Origin of the sequence: Hyalangium ruber (assembly GCF_034259325.1) — a bacterium.
GTDB lineage: Bacteria > Myxococcota > Myxococcia > Myxococcales > Myxococcaceae > Hyalangium_A > Hyalangium_A rubrum.
Genome location: NZ_JAXIVS010000006.1, coordinates 156,845 through 176,361 on the forward strand (window position 1 = coordinate 156,845; position 19,517 = coordinate 176,361).

Here is a 19,517-nt window from a genome sequence, read left to right on the forward strand (position 1 = left end):
GACCATGCCCACCTTTCGATCCATCCTCGTCGCCGATGACGAGCCCTCCATCCGCCATGTCCTCACCCTGGTGCTCAACGGGCACGGGTACGAGGTCCGCGCCGTGGCCGACGGCGAAGAGGCCCTGCGCGAGCTGGCCGCGCGCAGCTACGACGTGCTGCTGTGTGACGTGCGCATGCCCAAGCGCGACGGCCTGTCCGTGCTGCGCCAGGCCATCGCTGATCAGCCGGGCCTCACCGTATTGGTGATGAGCGCCTATGGCTCGCAGGAGCAGGCGCTGGAGGCGGTGGGCGCAGGCGCCTACGACTACGTCCAGAAGCCCTTCAAGCCCGAGGAGATCGTCTTCGTCCTGCGCAAGGCCGAGGAGCGCGAGCGGCTGGTGCGCGAGAACCAGCGCCTGCGCAAGGCCGGCTCCGCCCCCATCGAGCGCATCCTCGGAGAGAGCGAGGGGCTCAAGGCGGTGCTGCGCCAGGTGGATCGTCTCGCGCCGGTACACACCACCGTGCTGATCACCGGTGAGAGCGGCACGGGCAAGGAGCTCATCGCTCGCGAGCTGCATCAGCGTTCTCCCCGAGCCGCGCTGCCCTTCGTCGCCGTCAACTGTGGCGCCATTCCCGGAGGGCTCATCGAGAGCGAGCTGTTCGGCCACGCCAAGGGCGCCTTCACCGACGCGCGCACCGCCAAGCGCGGCCTGTTCAGCGAGGCCGACGGCGGCACACTCTTCCTGGACGAGGTGGGTGAGCTGCCCCTGCCCGCGCAGGTGAAGCTCCTTCGCGTTCTGCAAGAAGGAGAGATCCGACCAGTCGGAGAAAGCCGCTCGGAGAAGGTGGACGTGCGCGTCATCGCCGCCACGCTGAGGGACCTGGGCAAGCTGGTGGAGCGGGGCGAGTTCCGCGAGGACCTCTATTACCGCCTCAACGTGGTGAACCTGCGGATGCCGCCCCTGCGCGATCGCCGCGAGGACATTCCGCTCCTGGCCCGCACCTTCATTGCTCGCTTCAACCGCGAGCTGAACCGCGAGCCGCCGGTGCAGGGCCTCAGCCCCGAGGCCGAGGCGCTGATGGGCGTCTACGCCTGGCCGGGCAACGTGCGCGAGCTGGAGAACGCCATGGAGCGCGCGGTGCTCCTGGCGGATGGGCCCCAATTGCTGCCCTCCAACCTCCCCGAGCGGCTGTGGACGGCCTCCGCGCCCGCCAGCGCACCCTCGCCCGTGCAACAGCCTGGTAGCGACCTGTCACTCAAACGCGCCATGCGGGAGCTGGAGGAGTCGTACATCCGCGCAGCTCTGCGCCGCACCAAGGGCAACCGCACCCGGGCCGCCGAGGTGCTGGACATCAGCCATCGCGCGCTCCTGTACAAGATCAAGGAGTACGGAATCGACCCCGACGCCGAGGCGGAGAAGAGCTAAGCGTGCAGGTGAGCACAGTGGGGGGTATTTGACGGAGCGCGCCCCAGGCCGGAAAATCGGCCCCGAGAGGCGTTACTGCGGGGGCGCGGGCGGAGGGCACGGCGGGCGTGCCCGACCGGCCGTGGAGCGAGCGGGCGCCGGTCAACTTTTAGGCGGGGTTGCGCGCTGGTGCTACGCTGGCGCCCTCTCCACGGGAGAACTGAATGGCGAAGGGCAAACTGGCACTCGGTCTCGATATCGGATCGACCTCTGTAAAGATGATCCTCCTCAAGGAGCAGCGCAAGCGCGGCGAGGTCGGCTACGCGCTGCAGAGCTTCGGCATGAAGGCGCTGCCGCCGGAGGCCATCGTCGACGGGGCGTTGATGAACTCGACGGCCATCGTCCAGGCGGTACAGGAGCTGATGAACGAGCTCAAGGTGAAGAGCAAGGAGGTCGCCATCGGCGTCTCCGGCCACTCGGTCATCATCAAGAAGATTCAGATGCCCCGCATGAGCCAGGAAGAGCTCGAGGAGAGCATCCAGTGGGAGGCGGAGCAGTACATCCCCTTCGACGTGAAGGACGTGAACATCGACACGCAGATCCTCGACTCGGGCGCCAATGACGCCACCGGGCAGATGGATGTGCTGCTGGTGGCCGCCAAGAAGGACATGATCAACGACTACACCACCGTGGTCTCCGAGGCGGGGCTGCAGCCGGTGGTCGTCGACGTGGACGCCTTCGCCGTCCAGAACATGTTCTCGGCCAACTACGACATCCCCGAGAAGGAGACCGTGGTGCTCATCAACGCGGGCGCCTCGGTGGTCAACATCAACATCATCTCCAACGGAATCACCGTCTTCACGCGTGACGTGACGATCGGTGGCAATCAGTTCACCGAGGAGATCCAGAAGCAGCTCAACGTCTCCTACGAGGAGGCCGAGGCGCTGAAGATCGGCGGCAACGGCTCGGACGCCGACGCCGTGGTGCCTCAGGAAGTGGAGCGCGTGCTGACCAGCGTGGCCGAGCAGGTGGCCGGCGAAATCCAGCGCTCGCTGGACTTCTACGCGGGCACCGCCGCCGACGCCAACTTCAGCAAGGTCTACATCTCGGGTGGAACCGCGAAGATCCCCGCGCTGTTCAAGACCATCGAGAGCCGCGTGGGCGTGCCGGTGGAGATCCTCAACCCGTTCAAGAAGATCGAGATCGACAACCGCAAGTTCGACCCGAACTTCATCATGGATGTGGCGCCCGTGGCCGCGGTTGCCGTGGGGCTGGCTCTGCGCCGTCCCGGCGACAAACTGAACTGATAGACCCCTCTCCCTGAGAAGGAACCGACGCATATGATGATCCGCATCAATCTTCTGCCCGTCCGGGTGGCGAAGAAGCGGGAGATGGGCAAGCAGATCCTTGTCCTCTTCGCCGCTGTCATCGTCGCTGCGGTCGTGGGCAATTACATGTGGTACGCCGATCGCGACGCGGAGTTCCAGGCGAACGCCGCGGGCATCCGCCAGGTCCAGACGAAGATCGAAGAGCTCAAGAAGGTCATCGGCGAGGTCGACAAGATCAACGACCGCAAGGCCGAGGTCGAGAAGAAGCTCGGCGTGCTCGATGGTCTGCGCAAGGGCCGCTCCGGTCCGGTGAAGATGATGGACGCGCTGGCCTCCGCGATGCCCAAGAAGCTGTGGCTGCGCAACTTCATCGAGGACAAGAGCGGCGTGAAGATCGCCGGCTCGGCCGTCAGCCACGACGAGGTGGCCGAGTTCATGCGCGGCCTGAGCAGCATGGTGTGGACGCCCAAGGGAATGGGGCGGCTGGTGGAGCAGCGGCGCGACGCGAAGACGAGCCGCGTGGAGCTGCTCACCCCGGACGCCACCATCGAGGAGTTCCCGGTGTCGGCCATCAAGCCGTTCTTCAACGCCATCGAGCTGAAGGACGCGGTGCAGAAGACGGCCTCGGCCTCGAGCAGCGACCCGAACGCCATCTCCACGGTCGACTTCAACATCAACCTGACGGCCAACTACGCCATCTGAGAGGCCTCGCGAACCATGGAACAGTACCTCGACAAGATTGCGAAGGCCCCCGCGGGCATCAAGTACGGCGGCCTGGTGGGCCTCGTCGTCGCCCTTACGGTGGCCAACTTCTTCCTGCTCGTGCAGCCGACGGAAGACAAGATCAAGCTGCAGGTCGAGCAGCGCCGCAAGCTCGACCTGGACCTGGCCGAGAAGAGCGAGATCGCCCAGAACCTCAACGAGCGCCGGCGTGAGCTGGACGTGCTGGATCAGAAGCTCGCCGAGGCCCTCACCGAGCTCCCGGAGAAGAAGGAGATCGACGAGCTGCTCGCGCAGATCAACGACATCGGCAAGAAGTCCGGTCTGGAGATCGCCCGCGTGGAGCCGGGCAAGGAGACCATCGGTGGCGGCGAGTTCTTCGCCCGCATCCCGATCAAGATGACGGTGAGCGGCAACTATCACGAGGTCGCCATGTTCATGCAGGAGATCGCGAACATGCGCCGCATCGTGAACGTCAATGGCATCACGCTCGACAAGCCGGCGGTCAAGAACGAGAAGGTCATCCTTCAGAGCTCGTTCGTGGCCACGACGTTCCGGTTCATCGAGGCCAGCCAGATGCCGCAGGATCCGAAGAACAAGGGCAAGAAAGTTGCGCCGGCCCCCAAATAGGGTGACAAGAGGAACCAGAGGATGAAGACGCTCAAGTACAAGATGACCACGGCTGCGCTGGCGCTCTCGCTGGTGGCTTGTGGCGGTGGACAGAAGGCGGCGCCCGCGCCGGCCAAGCCCACTGCTGCCAAGCCAGCTGCCACCACCGCCGACGCCAAGAAGGACGCGGTCGTCGAGTCCTCCGTGAACTACACGTACAACCCGGTTGGCAAGCGCGACCCGTTCCGCAGCCCCCTCGAGGAGCTGCAGGGCAGCAAGCAGGACACGGTGGTGACGTCCTGCAGCGAGCCGCTCTGCCTGTGGGACATCGACCAGCTGAAGCTGGTCGCGGTCGTCACTGGCGACGCCAACCCCATTGCCATGGTGGAAGATCCCCTGGGACGCGGGCACATCGTGCGCCGCAACGCCCGCATGGGACGCCAGGGCGGCCGGGTGACACAGATCCTCCGGGACTCGGTGACGGTCACCGAGTTCATCCAGGCGGAGGGGAAAGTCATCCCCAATCCGGTGGGCCTCCAGCTCAAACCGGATGTCAAGCGGGACCCGATGTACGACCTGTCCACGGGCAGGAACTGGGAGTAGCTCCTCGGGCCAGCAGCCCGGGCCCGATTCCAACTTGTAGAGGGGTAGCATGCTCGCGAAGAGCGATGTGACGAGGGGCAAGTGGATGATCGCGGCTGCTTTGGCGGTCGCGATTGCGGGCGCCAGGGCGGACGGCGCCGAACTCAATACGCTGCGCGATCTGCAGGTGCGGCAGACGGGTAACGGGGCCCAGGTAGTGGTCTCCGGCACCCGTCCGCCCACCTTCACCGTGTTCCGGCTCAGTGGGCCGGAGCGACTGGTGGTGGACCTCTCGTCCGCGGATGCCACGGGTATCAAGGGCCATCACAATGGCCAGGGTCCCGTTACGGGCATCGTCGCCTCGCAGTTCTCGGACGAGCGCGCCAGCGTCGGCCGGGTGCTGGTGGCGCTCGACAAGGCCTCGCAGTACGACGTGCGCGCCGACGGCAACCGGGTGATCATCTCGGTGGACGGCGGGGCGGCCAAGGTCGAGACGGCCCAGCTCGAGGCGAGCAAGCCCGAGGCCCGTCCCGAGCCCAAGGCCGCCGAGGCCGTCGCCCAGGCGCCCGTCACGGCTCCCGCGGCTCCGGTCACCCCGGCGCCGGTGGTGGCCCGCTCCGCGGCGCCCCAGGTGGCCCCGGTGGTGGTCGAGGCGGGTGAGCCCCAGGCGGCTCCCGCTCAGGCCGCGCTGCCGGAGAACGTGGTGGCCGCCGAGGCGGATGAGCGCGAGGTGACCAACCCCGCCCACCGCATCACCGCCATTACCTACGCCAAGGACACGCTGGCCATCCGCACCGATGGCGAGATCGCCCGCTACGAGGTGCTCGAGCTGGCGGATCCGCCGCGCCTGGCGCTGGATGTGTACGGCGTGGACCTGGATGCGCGTACCCCGCGCGTGAATGGCAAGACGCTCAAGGGCGTTCGCGCCGGTGAGCACGCCGACAAGGTTCGGCTGGTGCTCGACGTTCCGGCCGGCATGCCCGCCTACCGCGTGGACCGCGCGGCTCGGGGCCTGGAAGTAGTGCTCGGCGCCGCGGTGGCTCGCAAGGCTCCGCCCGCTCCCGCGCCTCAGGAGGCCATCGCCGAGGTCGCTCCGCTGCGCCCGGCGCCCATGGCCGCCGAGTCGGCCCAGGCCTCGGTGGTGGACGTGAAGGACCTGTCCTTCGTCGAGAGCGACGATGGCGGCCGCGTGCAGATCAAGCTGTCGGGCCCGGCCACCTGGAAGGTGGACCGCCCGGATCCGCGCAGCGCGGTGCTGACGCTGGAGAACGCGAAGCTGCCCCGCAAGCTGGAGCGCAGCCTGGACACCAGCGCGCTGGAGACGCCGGTGAAGATGATCAGCGCCTTCTCGGTGCCGGGTGAGGGCCAGCGCGTTCGCGTGGTGGTCGCCGCCGACGGGGCCATCGAGGAGACGGTGACGCAGCACTCGGGCTCCATGAGCTGGAACCTGTCGGTGCAGGGCGTGAAGACGGAGCAGGTCGCCGTCACCCAGCGCACCGCCGGCTTCACCGCCGAGGAGTCCACCTACGCCGCCGAGGGCGCGCCGAAGCAGGCCCGCTACCGTGGCAAGCGCGTGTCCTTCGAGTTCAAGGACATCGACATCCAGAACCTGCTGCGCGTCATCGCGGAGATCTCCAAGAAGAACATCGTCGTGGCCGATGACGTGAGCGGCAAGGTGACGATCCGCCTGCGCAACGTGCCCTGGGACCAGGCGCTGGACCTCATCCTGCGCACCAAGAGCCTGGGCAAGGAGGAGGTGGGCAACATCGTCCGCATCGCTCCGCTCAAGACGCTCGAGGAGGAGGCGCGGCTGCGCCAGGAGACCCTCAAGGCCAAGCAGCAGCAGGCCGACCTGCTCGTGAACCTCATCCCCGTGAACTACGCGGTGGCCGCCGACATGCAGGCGCGCGTGAAGGACATCCTGTCCGAGCGCGGCTCGGTCTCGGTGGATGCGCGCACCAACGTGCTCATCGTGAAGGACGTGCGTGCCAACATCGAGAAGGCGCGGGCGCTGGTTCGCAACCTCGACACGCAGACGCCGCAGGTGCTCATCGAGAGCCGCATCGTCGAGGCGAACACCGCCTTCAGCCGCTCGCTGGGTGTGCAGTGGGGTGGTCAGGGCCAGCTGGCGGCCGCCACCGGTAACACCACCGGCCTCATCTTCCCCAACTCGGTCAACGTCTTCGGTTCGGCGCCCGGTGAGTCGCCGGGTCTGCAGACCCCCAACTACGCCGTCAACCTGCCGGCGCCTACCAGCCAGGGTATCGGTGGTGCGCTCACCTTCGCCTTCGGTTCGGCCGGTGGCGCGCTGGGCCTCAACCTGCGCCTGTCCGCCGCGGAGAACGAGGGCTACGTGAAGACCATCTCCGCGCCCAAGGTGACGACGCTGGACAACAACACCGCTCGCATCAGCCAGGGTGTGTCCATCCCGTTCAGCCAGACGTCGGCCCAGGGTACCAACACCCTCTTCGTCGAGGCGCGCCTGTCCCTGGAAGTCACGCCGCACATCACCCAGGACGGCAGCATCCTGATGAGCATCAACGCCGCCAACAACCAGCCTGACCCGGCCAACACCGGCGCCAACGGCCAGCCGGCCATCCAGCGCAAGGAGGCCAACACGCAGGTGCTCGTGAAGGACGGCGACACCACGGTCATCGGCGGTATCTACGTGCGCCGTGGCAGCACCGCCACCGCCGCCATCCCGTTCCTGTCGAAGATCCCCGTGCTGGGCTTCCTCTTCAAGCAGACGACGGAGCGTGACGACCGGCAGGAACTGCTCATCTTCATCACGCCGCGCATCCTCAACCGGCAGACCATCGCGCAGTCCCTGTAGCCAGGGACGTGTCAGATACGGAGTCCACTTATGAAGCGACTGATGCTCATCGCGGCGCTGGCCGCCAGCGCCTCCGCGTGTGTCGAAGGGAACAGACCGGTTCAGCTCCTGGAGGCCAGGCCCCTGGACCCCACCAGCGACTGTGAGCCGGGCGGGCCGGTGCTCAACGGCCGGCTGAACTTCGACATCAGCCAGCAGTACCGGATGGCCTTCACCCTCGCCTCGCCGCTCGGGGACACCTCCGGTGCCAGCCTCGACTTCTACGGCGAGGAGATCATCCTCAGCTACGAGGCGCGCAACCCCTCGGTGTCGCTCAAGGAAGAGCGTCGGCCCATCTACCTCGTGGTGCAGGGCGCGGATGACGACAGCACCGTGGAGGTCAACCTGATCGGCGATGAGGCCCGCCCGCGGCTGGAGACCTCGGTGCCGTCGTCGCCGGAGGCCATGACGCTGCTGGTGTCGATGAAGATCGCCGGCAAGCTCTCCTCGGGGGCCTCGGTGGAGACCAACGAGGTGAAGTTCCCCATTGTCATCTCCCGCGAGGGCAACCCCTGCGCGGCCGGAGAGGTGCCCACCCTGGGCGAGGGCAACGCGGCCTGCTTCAACCCGGGTCAGGACGGTCAGGCGTTCACCTGCCAGACGCCTTGACGGGCTGACGGTCTTCTCCTATCAGCGCTCGTCGCCATGTCCTTCCGCGCACACTTGGAGTCGGTGGTCAGTCAAGTCGACGGAGCCCTCGCGTGTAGCGTGATGGGCTTCGACGGCATCTCCGTGGAGACCTACCAGAAGGACGAGGCCACGGACCTCGAGCTCAACGGGGCCTGGGTGGAGTACGCCAACCTGCTCACCCAGTTGAAGAACGCCGCCGACGTGTTGAAGACGGGGGCGGTGACGGAGTTGAGCGTCAACAGCGACAAGGTGTTGACCATCATCCGACTGGTATCGCCCGAGTACTTCCTCGTACTGGCGATGCGGGCGGAGGGTAACTACGGCAAGGGCCGATACGTGCTGCGGGTCACCGCGCCGAAGGTCCGCGCCGAGTTGTAGGGCAGGCGAGCAGACGGAGCGCCTGCCTCCGCTTTCCCCCTTCCAAAGGGAAAGGCCATCGGCTAGACACCCCGGACTTTTTCAGCAGTCCGAAGGAGCTGTTCCATGGCCGGTGTCATTGATACCTCCGATTTCCGCAAGGGACTCAAGATCGAGATCGACGGCGAGCCGTTCGAGATCGTCGAGTTCCAGCACGTCAAGCCGGGCAAGGGTTCCGCGTTCGTGCGCACGACGATCCGCAGCCTGCTCACGGGCCGCGTGCTCCAGCCCACGCTGAAGTCGGGCGAGAAGGTCGGCAAGCCGGACATCGAGGACAAGGAGATGCAGTACCTCTATGTCCAGGGCGAGGACTTCTACTTCATGGACACTCGCAACTACGAGCAGACCTTCCTCAGCGAGAAGGTGCTCGGCGAGGGCAAGAACTTCCTGAAGGAGAACATCAACGTCTCGGTGCTCTTCTACAACGGGAAGGCCATCGGCGTGACGCTGCCCAACTCGGTGGACCTCAAGGTCACCAAGTGCGATCCGGGCGTGCGTGGCGATACGGTGTCCGGCGCGCTGAAGCCCGCGACGCTGGAGACGGGTTACACGTGCAACGTTCCGCTCTTCATCAACGAGGGCGACGTGTTGAAGATCGACACGCGTGACGGCAAGTACCTCACGCGCGTGGCGACCGCGGGCTAGACCGGGGCTGAAGCTCCGGCCGGAGAGGGGACGCATGGCGACGAAGCGCAAGGCAACCCGGACCGAAAGCGAGCCCACGCCAGCTGGCGGCGGACGCGACCCAGGGGCAACCTCCCTGGACGTGGATGCGCTGCGGCAGATCGTGGAGATGCTCGAGGCGTCGGATGTGACGCGGCTGGTGTGGCAGCGAGGCGATGAGCGGCTCTACATCCGCCGCGGCCATGGCCCGGCGCCCACCATTGTCCACGCGGCGCCGGTGAGCCCGTCGGTGAGCCCGGTACCCATGCAGACGGTGGAGTATGCGGCGCCCGCGCGCGCTTCGGCGCCCGCGCCGGCGGCTGCCGCGCCCGCCGCTGCTGCCGCTCCCGCGAAGGCGGCGGAGAAGCCTGGCCAGCTCATCACCAGCCCGTTCGTGGGGACGTTCTACCGGACGCCCGCCCCGGACCAGCCTGCCTTCGTCGAGGTGGGCGCGGTGGTGAAGAAGGGCCAGGTGCTCTGCATCATCGAGGCCATGAAGCTGATGAACGAGATCGAGGCCGAGCTGGCGGGACGGGTGGCCGAGATCCTGGTGGAGAACGGGCAGCCGGTGGAGTTCGGCCAGGCGCTCTTCCGCATCGAGCCGGCGTAGCGCGTGCGGGCCGGCCGCGCGCCGGCCTCCAAGGAGGCAGGGCGTGTTCAAGAAGGTGCTGATCGCCAACCGTGGGGAGATTGCCCTGCGGGTCATTCGCGCCTGTCGGGAGCTGGGCATCGCCACGGTGGCGGTTCACTCCACGGCGGACGCCAATGCGTTGCACGTGCGCTTCGCGGACGAGTCGGTGTGTATTGGCCCGCCGCCGTCCAAGGAGAGCTACCTCAACATCCCTCAGCTGCTGTCTGCGGCGGAGATTACCCGGGCGGACGCCATCCACCCCGGCTACGGCTTCTTGTCGGAGAACGCCGAGTTCGCCGAGGTATGTGAGAACTGCAAGATCCGCTTCATTGGTCCGCGGCCGGAGATGCTGCGGCTGATGGGCAACAAGATCCGCGCCAAGCAGGCGGCTCGCGAGGCGGGCATGCCGCTGCTGCCGGGCAGCGCCGGCGTGGTGAAGGATCCGAAGGAGGCGGAGGCGATCGCCCGGGAGATCGGCTTCCCGGTCATCCTCAAGGCCGCGGCGGGTGGCGGCGGCAAGGGGATGAAGATCGTCCGTGATCCGAACGCGCTGGCGCAGGCGTTCTCCACGGCCGCGGCGGAGGCGGTGGCCAGCTTCAACAACGGCGATCTCTACATCGAGCGGTACGTGGAGAAGCCGCGCCACATCGAGATCCAGATCGCCGCGGACGAGCACGGCAACATCATCCACCTGGGCGAGCGCGAGTGCTCGGTGCAGCGGCGCCACCAGAAGCTCATCGAGGAGAGCCCCTCGCCGGCGCTCACCCCGGAGCTGCGCGAGACGATGGGGCGCGTGTCCGTCGAGGCGATGCGCAAGCTGCGCTACAACAACGTGGGCACCATCGAGTACCTGCTGGATGAGCACGGGCAGTTCTACTTCATGGAGATGAACACCCGCATCCAGGTGGAGCACCCGGTGACGGAGCTCGTCACGGGCGTGGACCTGGTGCGCGAGCAGATCCGCATGGCCTACGGCCACCCCCTGCGCTTCAAGCAGGAGGACGTCCAGATGCGCGGGGCGGCCATCGAGTGCCGCGTCAACGCCGAGGATCCCGTCACCTTCGCGCCCTGGCCGGGAAAGATTACCGGCTACAGCGTGCCGGGTGGCTACGGGGTGCGTGTGGACTCCGCTGCGTATGAGAACTACACGGTGCTCCCGCACTACGACAGCCTGCTGGCCAAGCTGATCGTCCATGCGGAGGACCGGGAGACCGCCATCCGCCGGATGCAGCGGGCACTCGGGGAGTACGTGGTGGAGGGGATTCGCACCAACATTCCCTTCCATCGGGCCGCACTGGCGGAGGAATCCTTCCGGGAAGGCAATTACGACACCCGGTTCGTCGAAAGACTGCTTGCCAGTGAAACGGGCACGCACCGGCTGAAGAAAGCCATCGAAGAGACGCCGTAGCGCTCGCCTGCCTGGTGAGCCTTCGCGCAACCCCCTGATCCGCCTCGGTTGGGGGTCCGGCGATTTCTTGACCCGCGAACGAAGATTCCGATAGCCTCGGGCTTCTCTCGCCGTCTCCCTGAGGACGCAGGAACCCCAAGAAGTTCCGAGGGGTTAGCCCGGCCGGAAGCCCTGCTCGATGGACAAGAACAAGATCATCGAAGCTGCCGCGAAGCTCGTCGCGAAGGGCCAATACGACAAGGCCATCAAGGAGTACCAGAAGGTCCTCGAGTCGGACGCGAAGGACGTTCGTGTCCTCCAGAAGATGGGGGAGCTGTACCAGAAGAAGAACGACAACCCCCAGGCGGCGCACTACTTCACCAAGGTTGCCGAGAGCTACTCCTCCGACGGCTTCTTCCTGAAGGCCGTCGCGCTCTACAAGCAGGTCCTCAAGCTCAACCCCAACCTGCTGGAAGTGAACCTGAAGCTGGCGGAACTCCACCAGCAGCTCGGACTGATGTCCGAGGCGATGGCCTACTTCCAGATCGTCGCCAACCACTACGACAAGGCTGGCGACACCAAGGCTTCGCTCGACACGCTCAAGCGGATGGTCGACCTCGACCCCGAGAACGTGGCGTCGAAGATGAAGCTGGCCGAGCTGTACGCGCGCGAGAACATGACGAAGGAGGCGGTGCAGGAGTTCAAGCGCGCCGCCGAGTACCTCAAGCGCAACAGCCGCACGGACGACTACGCACGCGTCATCGAGCGCCTGTCCACGCTGGAGCCGGACAACATCGCGCTGGCCAAGGAAGTGGCGGCCAGCTACCTGGCCAAGGCCGACTGGAAGCGCGCGCTGGCCAAGCTCCAGCTCGCCTTCAAGGCCGATGGCCGCGACGTCGAGACGCTCAACCTGCTCGCCCAGGCGTTCCAGGGGCTGGGGCAGACCTCGAAGACGGTCTCCGTCTACAAGGAGCTGGCCAAGGTCTACCAGGACACGGGTCGTGGTCAGGAGGCCAACGGCGTCTGGGAGAAGATCGCGGCGATTGATCCGCAGGACGCGGAGCTGCTCGCGCGCAATGCGGCCCCCGCGCCCTCGGCGCCCGCGCGTGCTCCGGCGCCCGCAGCCCCCGCCCGGGCGCCCGCGCGTGCTCCAGCCCCGGCGCCTGCTCCGGCCCCCGCGCCCGCGCCGGCCCCCGTGGCCCGTCCGGCGCCAGCCCCTGCGCCCGCTCCGGCTCCTGCGCCCGCTCCGGCCCCCGCACCCGCGCCTGCTCCTCGGGCCGCGCCTCGCTCCTCGCCCACGTCCATCCCCACGCCGGTGATGACGGGGGGAAGCACGGCGCCGGCCACGCTCGCGGGCGTGTTGACGCGCGACCAGCTCTCCAAGCTGCTCACGGAGACGGACGTCTACGTCAAGTACGGCCTCCACGACAAAGCGCTCGAGCACCTGCGGAAGATCTTCACGGTCGACCCCGAGAACCTCGACGCGCACGAGCGGGCCTACAACATCTACGTCGCCGCCGGGAACACCGCGCAGGCCTCCGAGCAGTTGCTCAACGTGCTGCGGCTCTGCACGCGCCGCGCGGACGTGCCGCGTGCCCAGCCGTATCTGGCCACCATCCTCCAGGAGAACCCCAACCACCCCGAGGTGCCTGCCTTCCTCGCCGTGCTGCGTACTGAGCAGACGGGGGCGCAGGTCGCCGCGCCGGTCGAGTCGCTGGGCGAGGACGCCATCCTGGTGGAGTCCAACGACGAGGAGATCGTCGTCGCCGAGCCGCCGGATGACGCGCTCGCGCAGCCGCCGGGAGACGAGCTGGCGCTGGCCACCCTCAGCGGGTCGGACTCCGACGAGATCGTCGATGACGGCCACGACGAGGCGGTCATCAGCGACGAGGCGCTCGTCGGCGAGAGCATCGTCTCCGACGAGAGCGATTACTACGGCTCCGAGGACAGCACCTCGGTGTCCATGTCGGCCGATGAGTCGCTGGCCGACGAGGGCCTGGTCGTCGGCGACGACACGACCTCCACGAACCTGGTGGACGAGCCGCTGGCGGAGGACGAGGCCTCGTTCGCTGACGTCGAGGCGCCGTCCGCCGAGTACGTGGTGGACGAGCCCATCGTCACTGGTGGGGATGAGCCCATCGTCACCGGCGACGATGAGTCGTTCGGCGAGGAGGCTGGTATCTCGCTCGGGGACGACGAGCCGCCTCCCACGCGGCCGGCGATGCCCTCGGCGCAGCTGCTCCAGCGCACCACGGAGACGACGGGCTCTCGGGACGCGCTGGGCGACGACGACGAGATGCCCACGCGGGTCTCGATGCGCCCGCTGGAGTCCGAGTCGTTCGAGAGCGAGCCCGAGGTGACGTCGGCCGGCATGCCGGCCTACTCAGGCGAAGACGAGGTGGAGGAGCACACCACCGTCGTCGGTGCCGTGCTGGGCGTGGAGGCCTCCGCCGACGAGTCGTTCGGACAGGACTACGCGGAGCCCGGTGCCGAGGCGCAGGGCGAGCCCACCGCGGAGTCGGCCACTGGGGAAGAGGAGGAGGAGCCCGCGTCGGAGGAGTGCGACGAGGCCAGCTTCTTCCTCGATCAGGGGCTGTACGACGAGGCGCGAGAGATCCTCGAGACGGTGCTGATCGCCTTCCCGAACCACCGGCGCGCCGGCGAGATGATGGCGCAGCTGGAGGCGGCCCAGGCTGGCGGCGCGTCGACGACGGAGGAGACCGAGACGGCCGAGCCGGTGTCGGTGCCCTCCGTGGAGCCCATGGTGGAGGCCTCGGGCGAGCGCGACGCGTTCGACCTGGCGGCGGAGCTGGCCGGAGAGATCGACGGGCTGGGTGACGACTCGCCGGCCCCGGCGGCCTCGGAGGATGACTTCCAGTACTCGGTCGAGGAGGTCTTCGCCGAGTTCAAGAAGGGCCTGGAGAAGGTCGTCAAGCCCGAGGACGTGGACACGCACTACGACCTGGGCATCGCCTACAAGGAGATGGGCCTGTCCGACGACGCGCTGGGCGAGTTCGCCGTGGCCCGCAAGGGCTGCGTGGGCAAGCCGCGCGAGCTGGACTGCATCACCATGATTGGCATGCTGCACGGCATGCGTGGCGAGCACGCGGAGGCTGTCAACGCCTTCCGCGAGGGGCTCACCAGCCCGGTCGCCACGGGCGAGGCGGCCAAGGCGCTGGGCTTCGAGCTGGCGCTGGCCTACGAGGCCCTGGGCGAGGCCGGCAAGGCGCTCTACCACTACCAGCGCGTCGCCAAGCTGGACCCGAAGTACCGTGACGTCTCTTCCCAGGTGTCGCGGCTGTCGGCTGTTACAGTACCCGAGGATGACCCCATCACCCCGGCGGCGGTTCCCCCTCCTGCAGCCGCGGCAGGCGCGCCGAAAGCGCGCAAGGTAGGCTACGTGTAGTCCACGTCCGGCGAGCCCATGACGACCTACCTCGACTTCTACGAGCTCACCGCAGAGCCCTTCTCCAACGCCCCGGTCAGCCGGTTCTATTACAACTCCACCCAGCACTCGCAGGCCCTCACCCGGCTGATGCACGCCGTGAGCTACATGAAGGGCCTGTCCATCCTGGTGGGGGACATCGGCGCGGGGAAGACGACGCTGGCTCGGCGCATGCTCGACTCGCTACCCGAGGCTGAGTACGAGGCCGCGCTGCTGGTCATCATCCACTCGGGCATCACCGCCAACTGGCTCTTGCGCCGCATCGCCCTGCAGCTGGGCGTGGAGAACCCGGCCCAGGAGAAGCTGGCGCTCCTGTCCCAGCTCTACCAGCGCCTGCTGCAGATCTACGAGTCCGGCAAGAAGGCCGTCGTCCTCATCGACGAGGCCCAGATGCTGGAGACGCGCGAGCTGATGGAGGAGTTCCGGGGCCTGCTGAACCTCGAGGTCCCCGAGCGCAAGCTCATCTCCTTCGTCTTCTTCGGCCTGCCGGAGATCGAGAAGAACCTCAAGCTGGACCCGCCGCTCGCCCAGCGCGTGGCCTTCCGGTACAAGCTGGAGCCGTTCACCGCCGAATCCACCGAGGCCTACGTCAAGCACCGCCTCCGGCTGGCTGGCTCGCCCCGGGTGCCCTTCACCCCCGAGGCGCTGCTGGCCATCCACAAGGCCTCGGGCGGCACTCCGCGCGTCATCAACACCTTGTGCGACAACGCCCTCTTCGAGGGCTTCCTGGCGCGCCAGGAGTCCATCGATGAGGCCCTGGTTCGTCGGGTAGCCGACAACCTGGGCCTGGTGGGCTCGGCGCTGCCGGAGAGCGCGGGCGCGGCCAGCAAGCCGGCCTCCACGCCCGCCAGCCGGGCAGCCGGCTCGAAGGTCGATCTCGCGGAGATCGACCGCTATCTCGAGGGTCTCGGTAAGCTGTAGCCGCTTTGGCCTCCCAGAACCGTCAGGGCGCGCGTCGGGCGCTGCTCGTGGTCGTCCTCCTGCTCGTGGGGGCGGTCATGGGGCTTCGTACGCGCGTGGCCTGGGACACCGCGTGTACGGTGGCGCGGAGGCAACTGCCGGAGGTGCTCGGGCTGGACGTGGGCATCGGCCAGTGTGAGCTGGATCCGCTGGGCCAGAAGGTCGTCATCCGCGGCCTGTCCCTCTTCGCTCCCGGCACGGACACGCCGCTGTTCGCCGCGGATCTCGCCGAGGTGCAGCTCGGCCTCTCCAGCCCCTTCTCGGGCAAGCTGGCCCTGGACCTGGTGAAGGTGCAGCGGCCTCGCGTCGCGCTGGACCTATCCAAGCCCTCGAAGACCTCGCGTGACACGCCGAGCACGTGCGCGCTGGAGCCCCTGGAGCGGTTGAGGATCTCCCGGCTGGCGCTCTCCGGCGCGCAGGTGCGGCTGGCGCTGCCCGACGGCCGGCGTGTGGAGGTGATGGACCTCGACATGGGCTGGAAGGAGCGCTGGGGCATCGCCGAGTTCGACGTGGAGGCCCGCCGCGGCGTGGTGGACCTGGGGCCGAGCCGAGGAGAGCTGGCGCTGGGGCGGCTGGTGCTCAGCGGCGGCCTGGACGTGGACGCGGAGTCGGTGGAGCTCAACCGCGCCGAGGTGGCGCTGGACGAGACCAGCGTGAGCCTCTCCGGGCGCGTGGAGCAGCTCTGCGACCCCGTGCTGGCGCTGGACGCGCAGGTGTTCCTGCCGCTGCGCACGCTCACGCAGGCGCGCCTGTTGCCGAAGCAGGCCTCGGGCCATGTCTGGTCCCGCCTCACGGTGAATGGCCGGCCGTCGGCGCCGAACGTGGCGGTGGAGGTATCCGCGAGCAACCTCGCGTATGAGCGCTTCGGCCCCACCAGCCTCACGGCGCGGCTGCACTACGCGGGCGAGCGGGTGCGGGTGGAGAAGCTCACGGTTCCCGTGGGCAGCGGACGCGTCGAGGTGCAGGGCACGGTGCGGCTCACCCCGAACCTCCCCGTGGAGCTGGAGGTGCAGACCTTCGATGCTTCCTTCGGCCGCATCCTGGCGCAGGCCGGCGTGGAGGGCTCGTGGGTGGACTTCCCCGCGACGACCACGGGCCGCCTGTCCGGGACGCTGCTGCCACGGCCGCAGCTCGCGGGTGACGTGGACCTGCGCACCGGCCGCTTCGTGCTGGCCACGCATGCCTTCGATGCGCCGGAGCCGAAGGGAATCACGCTGCTGGAGTTCGACCGGGGCCGTGTGCAGGCACAGGTGAAGCTCCTCCCGGACCGGGTGAGCTTCACCGGCGCCCAGGTGGAGTCGGGAGGCTCCAAGGCGAACGCGGAGGTGACGCTCTTCTACGACTCGACGCGCGGGCTGGAGGTGCGCGGCCAGGGAGAGCTGGACCTGTCGGACTTCGGCGCCATCGCCGAGCTGCCGTGGGCGGGCTCGGGTGGGACGTCCTTCACCGTGGTGGGGCCATACGCGGACGTGAAGGTGGATGCGAGCATGTCCATGCGCGACTTCACCTTCTGGGGCTTCGGGCTGGGCGTGGTGCAGGGCAAGGTGACGTACCACGACAAGGTGATCAACTTCCCGGCGCTGTCCGGGCAGAAGGGGCGCACCCAGTACTTCGGCAAGGCGGCGCTGACCTTCGGCTCGACGATGCATGCGCGCGCCGAGGTGAACGTGCCTCAGGGCCGCACGGAGGACCTGCTCGACATCATCGCGGGGCTGCACCCGAACATCGCGGTCATGCAGGGCACGATCGCGGGCGTGGCCTCCGGGCGCGTGGAGATCGACAGCCCCGTGGACCGCTTCGAGGGGCTGGCGGCGTTCGACTTCAAGGACACCACCTATTACGGGCGCCGCATGGGCAGCGGCTCGACCCGGCTGCGCTTCGTGGATGGCAAGGAGATGGTGCTGGAGCGCACCGTGCTCGAGGGCCCGCTCGGCAAGAGCTGGGTGGAGGGCACCTTCACCTTCGCGGGTGGGCTGGACTACCGCTTTGGCGGCGAGGACCTCTCGCTGGCGGAGGCGGTGGGGCAGGAGTTCGCCACGCGCATGGGCCTGCAGGGCACCCTCACGCTCGCGGGCACCGTGTCCGGCAACTCCACCCTGCCCATCGTCGAGGCGACGCTGACGAGCCCTCGGGTGGCGTTCGCCGACCGCGACCTGGGCCCGATGCACCTGGTGGCCCGCATGGAGGGCAGGGACCTCGACATCACCGGCAAGCCCTTCCGGGACGCCAGCGGCTTCGTGGAGATGAAGGTGAAGGAGCCGTTCCCCTTCGAGGCCTCCGTGATGCTGGCGCTGCCGGAGATCCGCCCGCTGCTGCCCGCCAGCACCCTGACGCAGGGCATGTCCGGCGCGCTCTCGGGCATCCTCAGTGCCCAGGGCAACATCCGCAACTGGGAGGCCGTGCAGCTGAGCGCCACCGTGGACCAGCTCACCCTGGCGCGTGGCGGATTCCGGGGCGCCAACGAGGGCCCGATCGCCCTGAGCTATGTGAACGGCCGGCTGGAGGTGCAGTCCTTCGCCTTCCGGGGCCCGGACACGGAGCTGTCCGCCACCGGCTGGCTCGGCCCTCGCGCCATGGACCTCACCGTGCGCGGCGCGCTGGACATGCGGGTGCTCGAGTCGCTGGTGCCGGACCTGGAGCGTACCGGCGGCCGGATGGAGTTCCAGGCACAGGCCAGCGGCCTCATGGACAAGCCCTCCCTGGCGGGCGAAGCGAACCTCTCCGATGGGCGGATGGCCTTGCGCGGCCGGCCCGTGACCCTGCGCAACCTCTTCGGGCAGGCCACCTTCACCGAGCAGGGCGTGTTGCTCAAGGGGTTCCGGGGCCTGCTCAACGAGGGGAGCGTCCGCGCCAGCGGGGAGATTGCCCTCAAGCAGCTCGTGCCCGACCGGCTGTCGCTGGTGGCGGAGCTGGAGAACGTCACCTACCGCTTCTCGGATGACCTGCCCGTCACCGCCTCCGGGGACTTGCAGCTCACGGGCACGCCGGACGCGATGCTGCTCGCGGGCGACGTGGACATCCTCCGGCTGCGCTACCAGAAGGGCCTGGAGCTCGACAGCGTCCTCAAGAACCTCGGCCGGCGCAGCGGCGTGCTGCCCACCACGGCGGACAAGCCGCGCGAGTTCCTGACGTATGACGTGCGCGTACACCTGAGGGACGTGCGGGTGGACAACAACCTGGCGCGCGCCCGGATGCTGGGCGACCTGCGGCTCACCGGCACCAACGTGCGCCCCGGGCTGCTGGGGCGGGTGGAGGCGGCCGAGGGCAGCCAGGCGTTCTTCCGCAACAACCAGTTCGCCATCAGCCAGGCCCAGGTGGAGTTCCGGGACCGGTACGGGTTCGATCTCGTCTTCGACGTGCGCGCCCAGACGCAGGTGCGCGAGTACACCCTGAAGCTGCACGCGTTCGGGCCTCCGAGCGACCCGCAGGTGCTGCTCTCCTCGGAGCCCTCGCTGGCGGAGGGTGATGTGCTGTCGTTGCTCACCCTCGGTGTGACCAGTACGGACCGGGATACGGCGGCCTCGGCCAGCGCGGGCCTGGCCGCCGAGGCGCTCTTCAACGTCTCCGGCCTGGACCGGCAGGTGAAGCGCTTCCTACCGCGCAACGCCATTTTGAAGGACCTGTCCTTCCAGATCTCGACCACCTACAACGATGCGACCCGGCAAGCGGAGCCGACCGCACAACTTGAGTCGAAGATCCTCAGCGACCAGCTTAAGATCGGTATGACACAGCCGGTCAGTGGGCGAGGGACACGCGCCCGCGCCGAGTACCGCTTCGACAACCGCCTCTCCGCTCAGGCTCAGTGGGACAACGAGAACAACGAAGCCTCCTTCGGCAACCTAGGGCTCGAGCTCAAGCTGAGCTGGGAGGTCGAGTAGCGCTCGCC

General features: G+C 68.0%; 14 protein-coding genes. All 14 read left to right on the top strand.

Annotated elements, in window-relative coordinates; all coding sequences use genetic code 11:
- The first annotated feature begins 4 nt into the window (after nucleotides 1-4).
- Nucleotides 5-1,408 carry a sigma-54-dependent transcriptional regulator gene (locus SYV04_RS18715; protein WP_321547188.1) on the top strand — a complete coding sequence of 468 codons (1,404 nt, stop codon included), beginning with the start codon at nucleotides 5-7 and terminating at the stop codon, nucleotides 1,406-1,408.
- A 203-nt stretch (nucleotides 1,409-1,611) separates the two neighbouring features.
- Nucleotides 1,612-2,694 carry a type IV pilus assembly protein PilM gene (gene pilM, locus SYV04_RS18720; RefSeq protein WP_321547189.1) on the top strand — a complete coding sequence of 361 codons (1,083 nt, stop codon included), beginning with the start codon at nucleotides 1,612-1,614 and terminating at the stop codon, nucleotides 2,692-2,694.
- 33 nt (nucleotides 2,695-2,727) lie between these two features.
- Entirely contained in the window at nucleotides 2,728-3,417 is a 690-nt protein-coding gene (locus SYV04_RS18725; protein WP_321547190.1) for a PilN domain-containing protein, read from the top strand.
- Between the two features lie 15 nt (nucleotides 3,418-3,432).
- Nucleotides 3,433-4,065 (top strand): type IV pilus inner membrane component PilO, encoded by a 633-nt coding sequence (locus SYV04_RS18730; RefSeq protein ID WP_321547191.1) that lies wholly within the window; start codon nucleotides 3,433-3,435, stop codon nucleotides 4,063-4,065.
- Nucleotides 4,066-4,086: 21 nt separating this feature from the next.
- The gene (locus SYV04_RS18735; RefSeq protein WP_321547192.1) at nucleotides 4,087-4,647 is read left to right on the top strand and encodes a pilus assembly protein PilP; all 561 of its coding nucleotides are present in this window, start codon (nucleotides 4,087-4,089) and stop codon (nucleotides 4,645-4,647) included.
- 49 nt (nucleotides 4,648-4,696) lie between these two features.
- Nucleotides 4,697-7,459, top strand: a complete 2,763-nt coding sequence (locus SYV04_RS18740; RefSeq protein ID WP_321547193.1) for a type IV pilus secretin PilQ — start codon at nucleotides 4,697-4,699, stop codon at nucleotides 7,457-7,459.
- A gap of 30 nt (nucleotides 7,460-7,489) precedes the next feature.
- Entirely contained in the window at nucleotides 7,490-8,107 is a 618-nt protein-coding gene (locus SYV04_RS18745; protein WP_321547194.1) for a hypothetical protein, read from the top strand.
- A gap of 36 nt (nucleotides 8,108-8,143) precedes the next feature.
- Nucleotides 8,144-8,506, top strand: a complete 363-nt coding sequence (locus tag SYV04_RS18750; protein WP_321547195.1) for a roadblock/LC7 domain-containing protein — start codon at nucleotides 8,144-8,146, stop codon at nucleotides 8,504-8,506.
- Between the two features lie 105 nt (nucleotides 8,507-8,611).
- Nucleotides 8,612-9,190, top strand: a complete 579-nt coding sequence (gene efp, locus SYV04_RS18755; RefSeq protein ID WP_321547196.1) for an elongation factor P — start codon at nucleotides 8,612-8,614, stop codon at nucleotides 9,188-9,190.
- Between the two features lie 34 nt (nucleotides 9,191-9,224).
- Nucleotides 9,225-9,818, top strand: a complete 594-nt coding sequence (gene accB, locus SYV04_RS18760; RefSeq protein ID WP_321547197.1) for an acetyl-CoA carboxylase biotin carboxyl carrier protein — start codon at nucleotides 9,225-9,227, stop codon at nucleotides 9,816-9,818.
- 43 nt (nucleotides 9,819-9,861) lie between these two features.
- Entirely contained in the window at nucleotides 9,862-11,247 is a 1,386-nt protein-coding gene (gene accC / locus SYV04_RS18765) for an acetyl-CoA carboxylase biotin carboxylase subunit (RefSeq protein WP_321547198.1), read from the top strand.
- A gap of 178 nt (nucleotides 11,248-11,425) precedes the next feature.
- Nucleotides 11,426-14,632: a tetratricopeptide repeat protein gene (locus SYV04_RS18770; RefSeq protein WP_321547199.1), complete on the top strand. Its 3,207-nt coding sequence runs from the start codon at nucleotides 11,426-11,428 to the stop codon at nucleotides 14,630-14,632.
- Between the two features lie 18 nt (nucleotides 14,633-14,650).
- Nucleotides 14,651-15,592 carry an ExeA family protein gene (locus SYV04_RS18775; RefSeq protein ID WP_321547200.1) on the top strand — a complete coding sequence of 314 codons (942 nt, stop codon included), beginning with the start codon at nucleotides 14,651-14,653 and terminating at the stop codon, nucleotides 15,590-15,592.
- Between the two features lie 5 nt (nucleotides 15,593-15,597).
- Nucleotides 15,598-19,509 carry a translocation/assembly module TamB domain-containing protein gene (locus tag SYV04_RS18780; RefSeq protein WP_321547201.1) on the top strand — a complete coding sequence of 1,304 codons (3,912 nt, stop codon included), beginning with the start codon at nucleotides 15,598-15,600 and terminating at the stop codon, nucleotides 19,507-19,509.
- Nucleotides 19,510-19,517 lie beyond the last annotated feature (8 nt).

Coding starts and splice junctions, on each gene's coding strand:
- SYV04_RS18715 (WP_321547188.1), top strand. CDS start 5: ATGCCCACCTTTCGATCCATCCTCGTCGCCGATGACGAGCCCTCCATC.
- pilM (WP_321547189.1), top strand. CDS start 1,612: ATGGCGAAGGGCAAACTGGCACTCGGTCTCGATATCGGATCGACCTCT.
- SYV04_RS18725 (WP_321547190.1), top strand. CDS start 2,728: ATGATGATCCGCATCAATCTTCTGCCCGTCCGGGTGGCGAAGAAGCGG.
- SYV04_RS18730 (WP_321547191.1), top strand. CDS start 3,433: ATGGAACAGTACCTCGACAAGATTGCGAAGGCCCCCGCGGGCATCAAG.
- SYV04_RS18735 (WP_321547192.1), top strand. CDS start 4,087: ATGAAGACGCTCAAGTACAAGATGACCACGGCTGCGCTGGCGCTCTCG.
- SYV04_RS18740 (WP_321547193.1), top strand. CDS start 4,697: ATGCTCGCGAAGAGCGATGTGACGAGGGGCAAGTGGATGATCGCGGCT.
- SYV04_RS18745 (WP_321547194.1), top strand. CDS start 7,490: ATGAAGCGACTGATGCTCATCGCGGCGCTGGCCGCCAGCGCCTCCGCG.
- SYV04_RS18750 (WP_321547195.1), top strand. CDS start 8,144: ATGTCCTTCCGCGCACACTTGGAGTCGGTGGTCAGTCAAGTCGACGGA.
- efp (WP_321547196.1), top strand. CDS start 8,612: ATGGCCGGTGTCATTGATACCTCCGATTTCCGCAAGGGACTCAAGATC.
- accB (WP_321547197.1), top strand. CDS start 9,225: ATGGCGACGAAGCGCAAGGCAACCCGGACCGAAAGCGAGCCCACGCCA.
- SYV04_RS18770 (WP_321547199.1), top strand. CDS start 11,426: ATGGACAAGAACAAGATCATCGAAGCTGCCGCGAAGCTCGTCGCGAAG.
- SYV04_RS18775 (WP_321547200.1), top strand. CDS start 14,651: ATGACGACCTACCTCGACTTCTACGAGCTCACCGCAGAGCCCTTCTCC.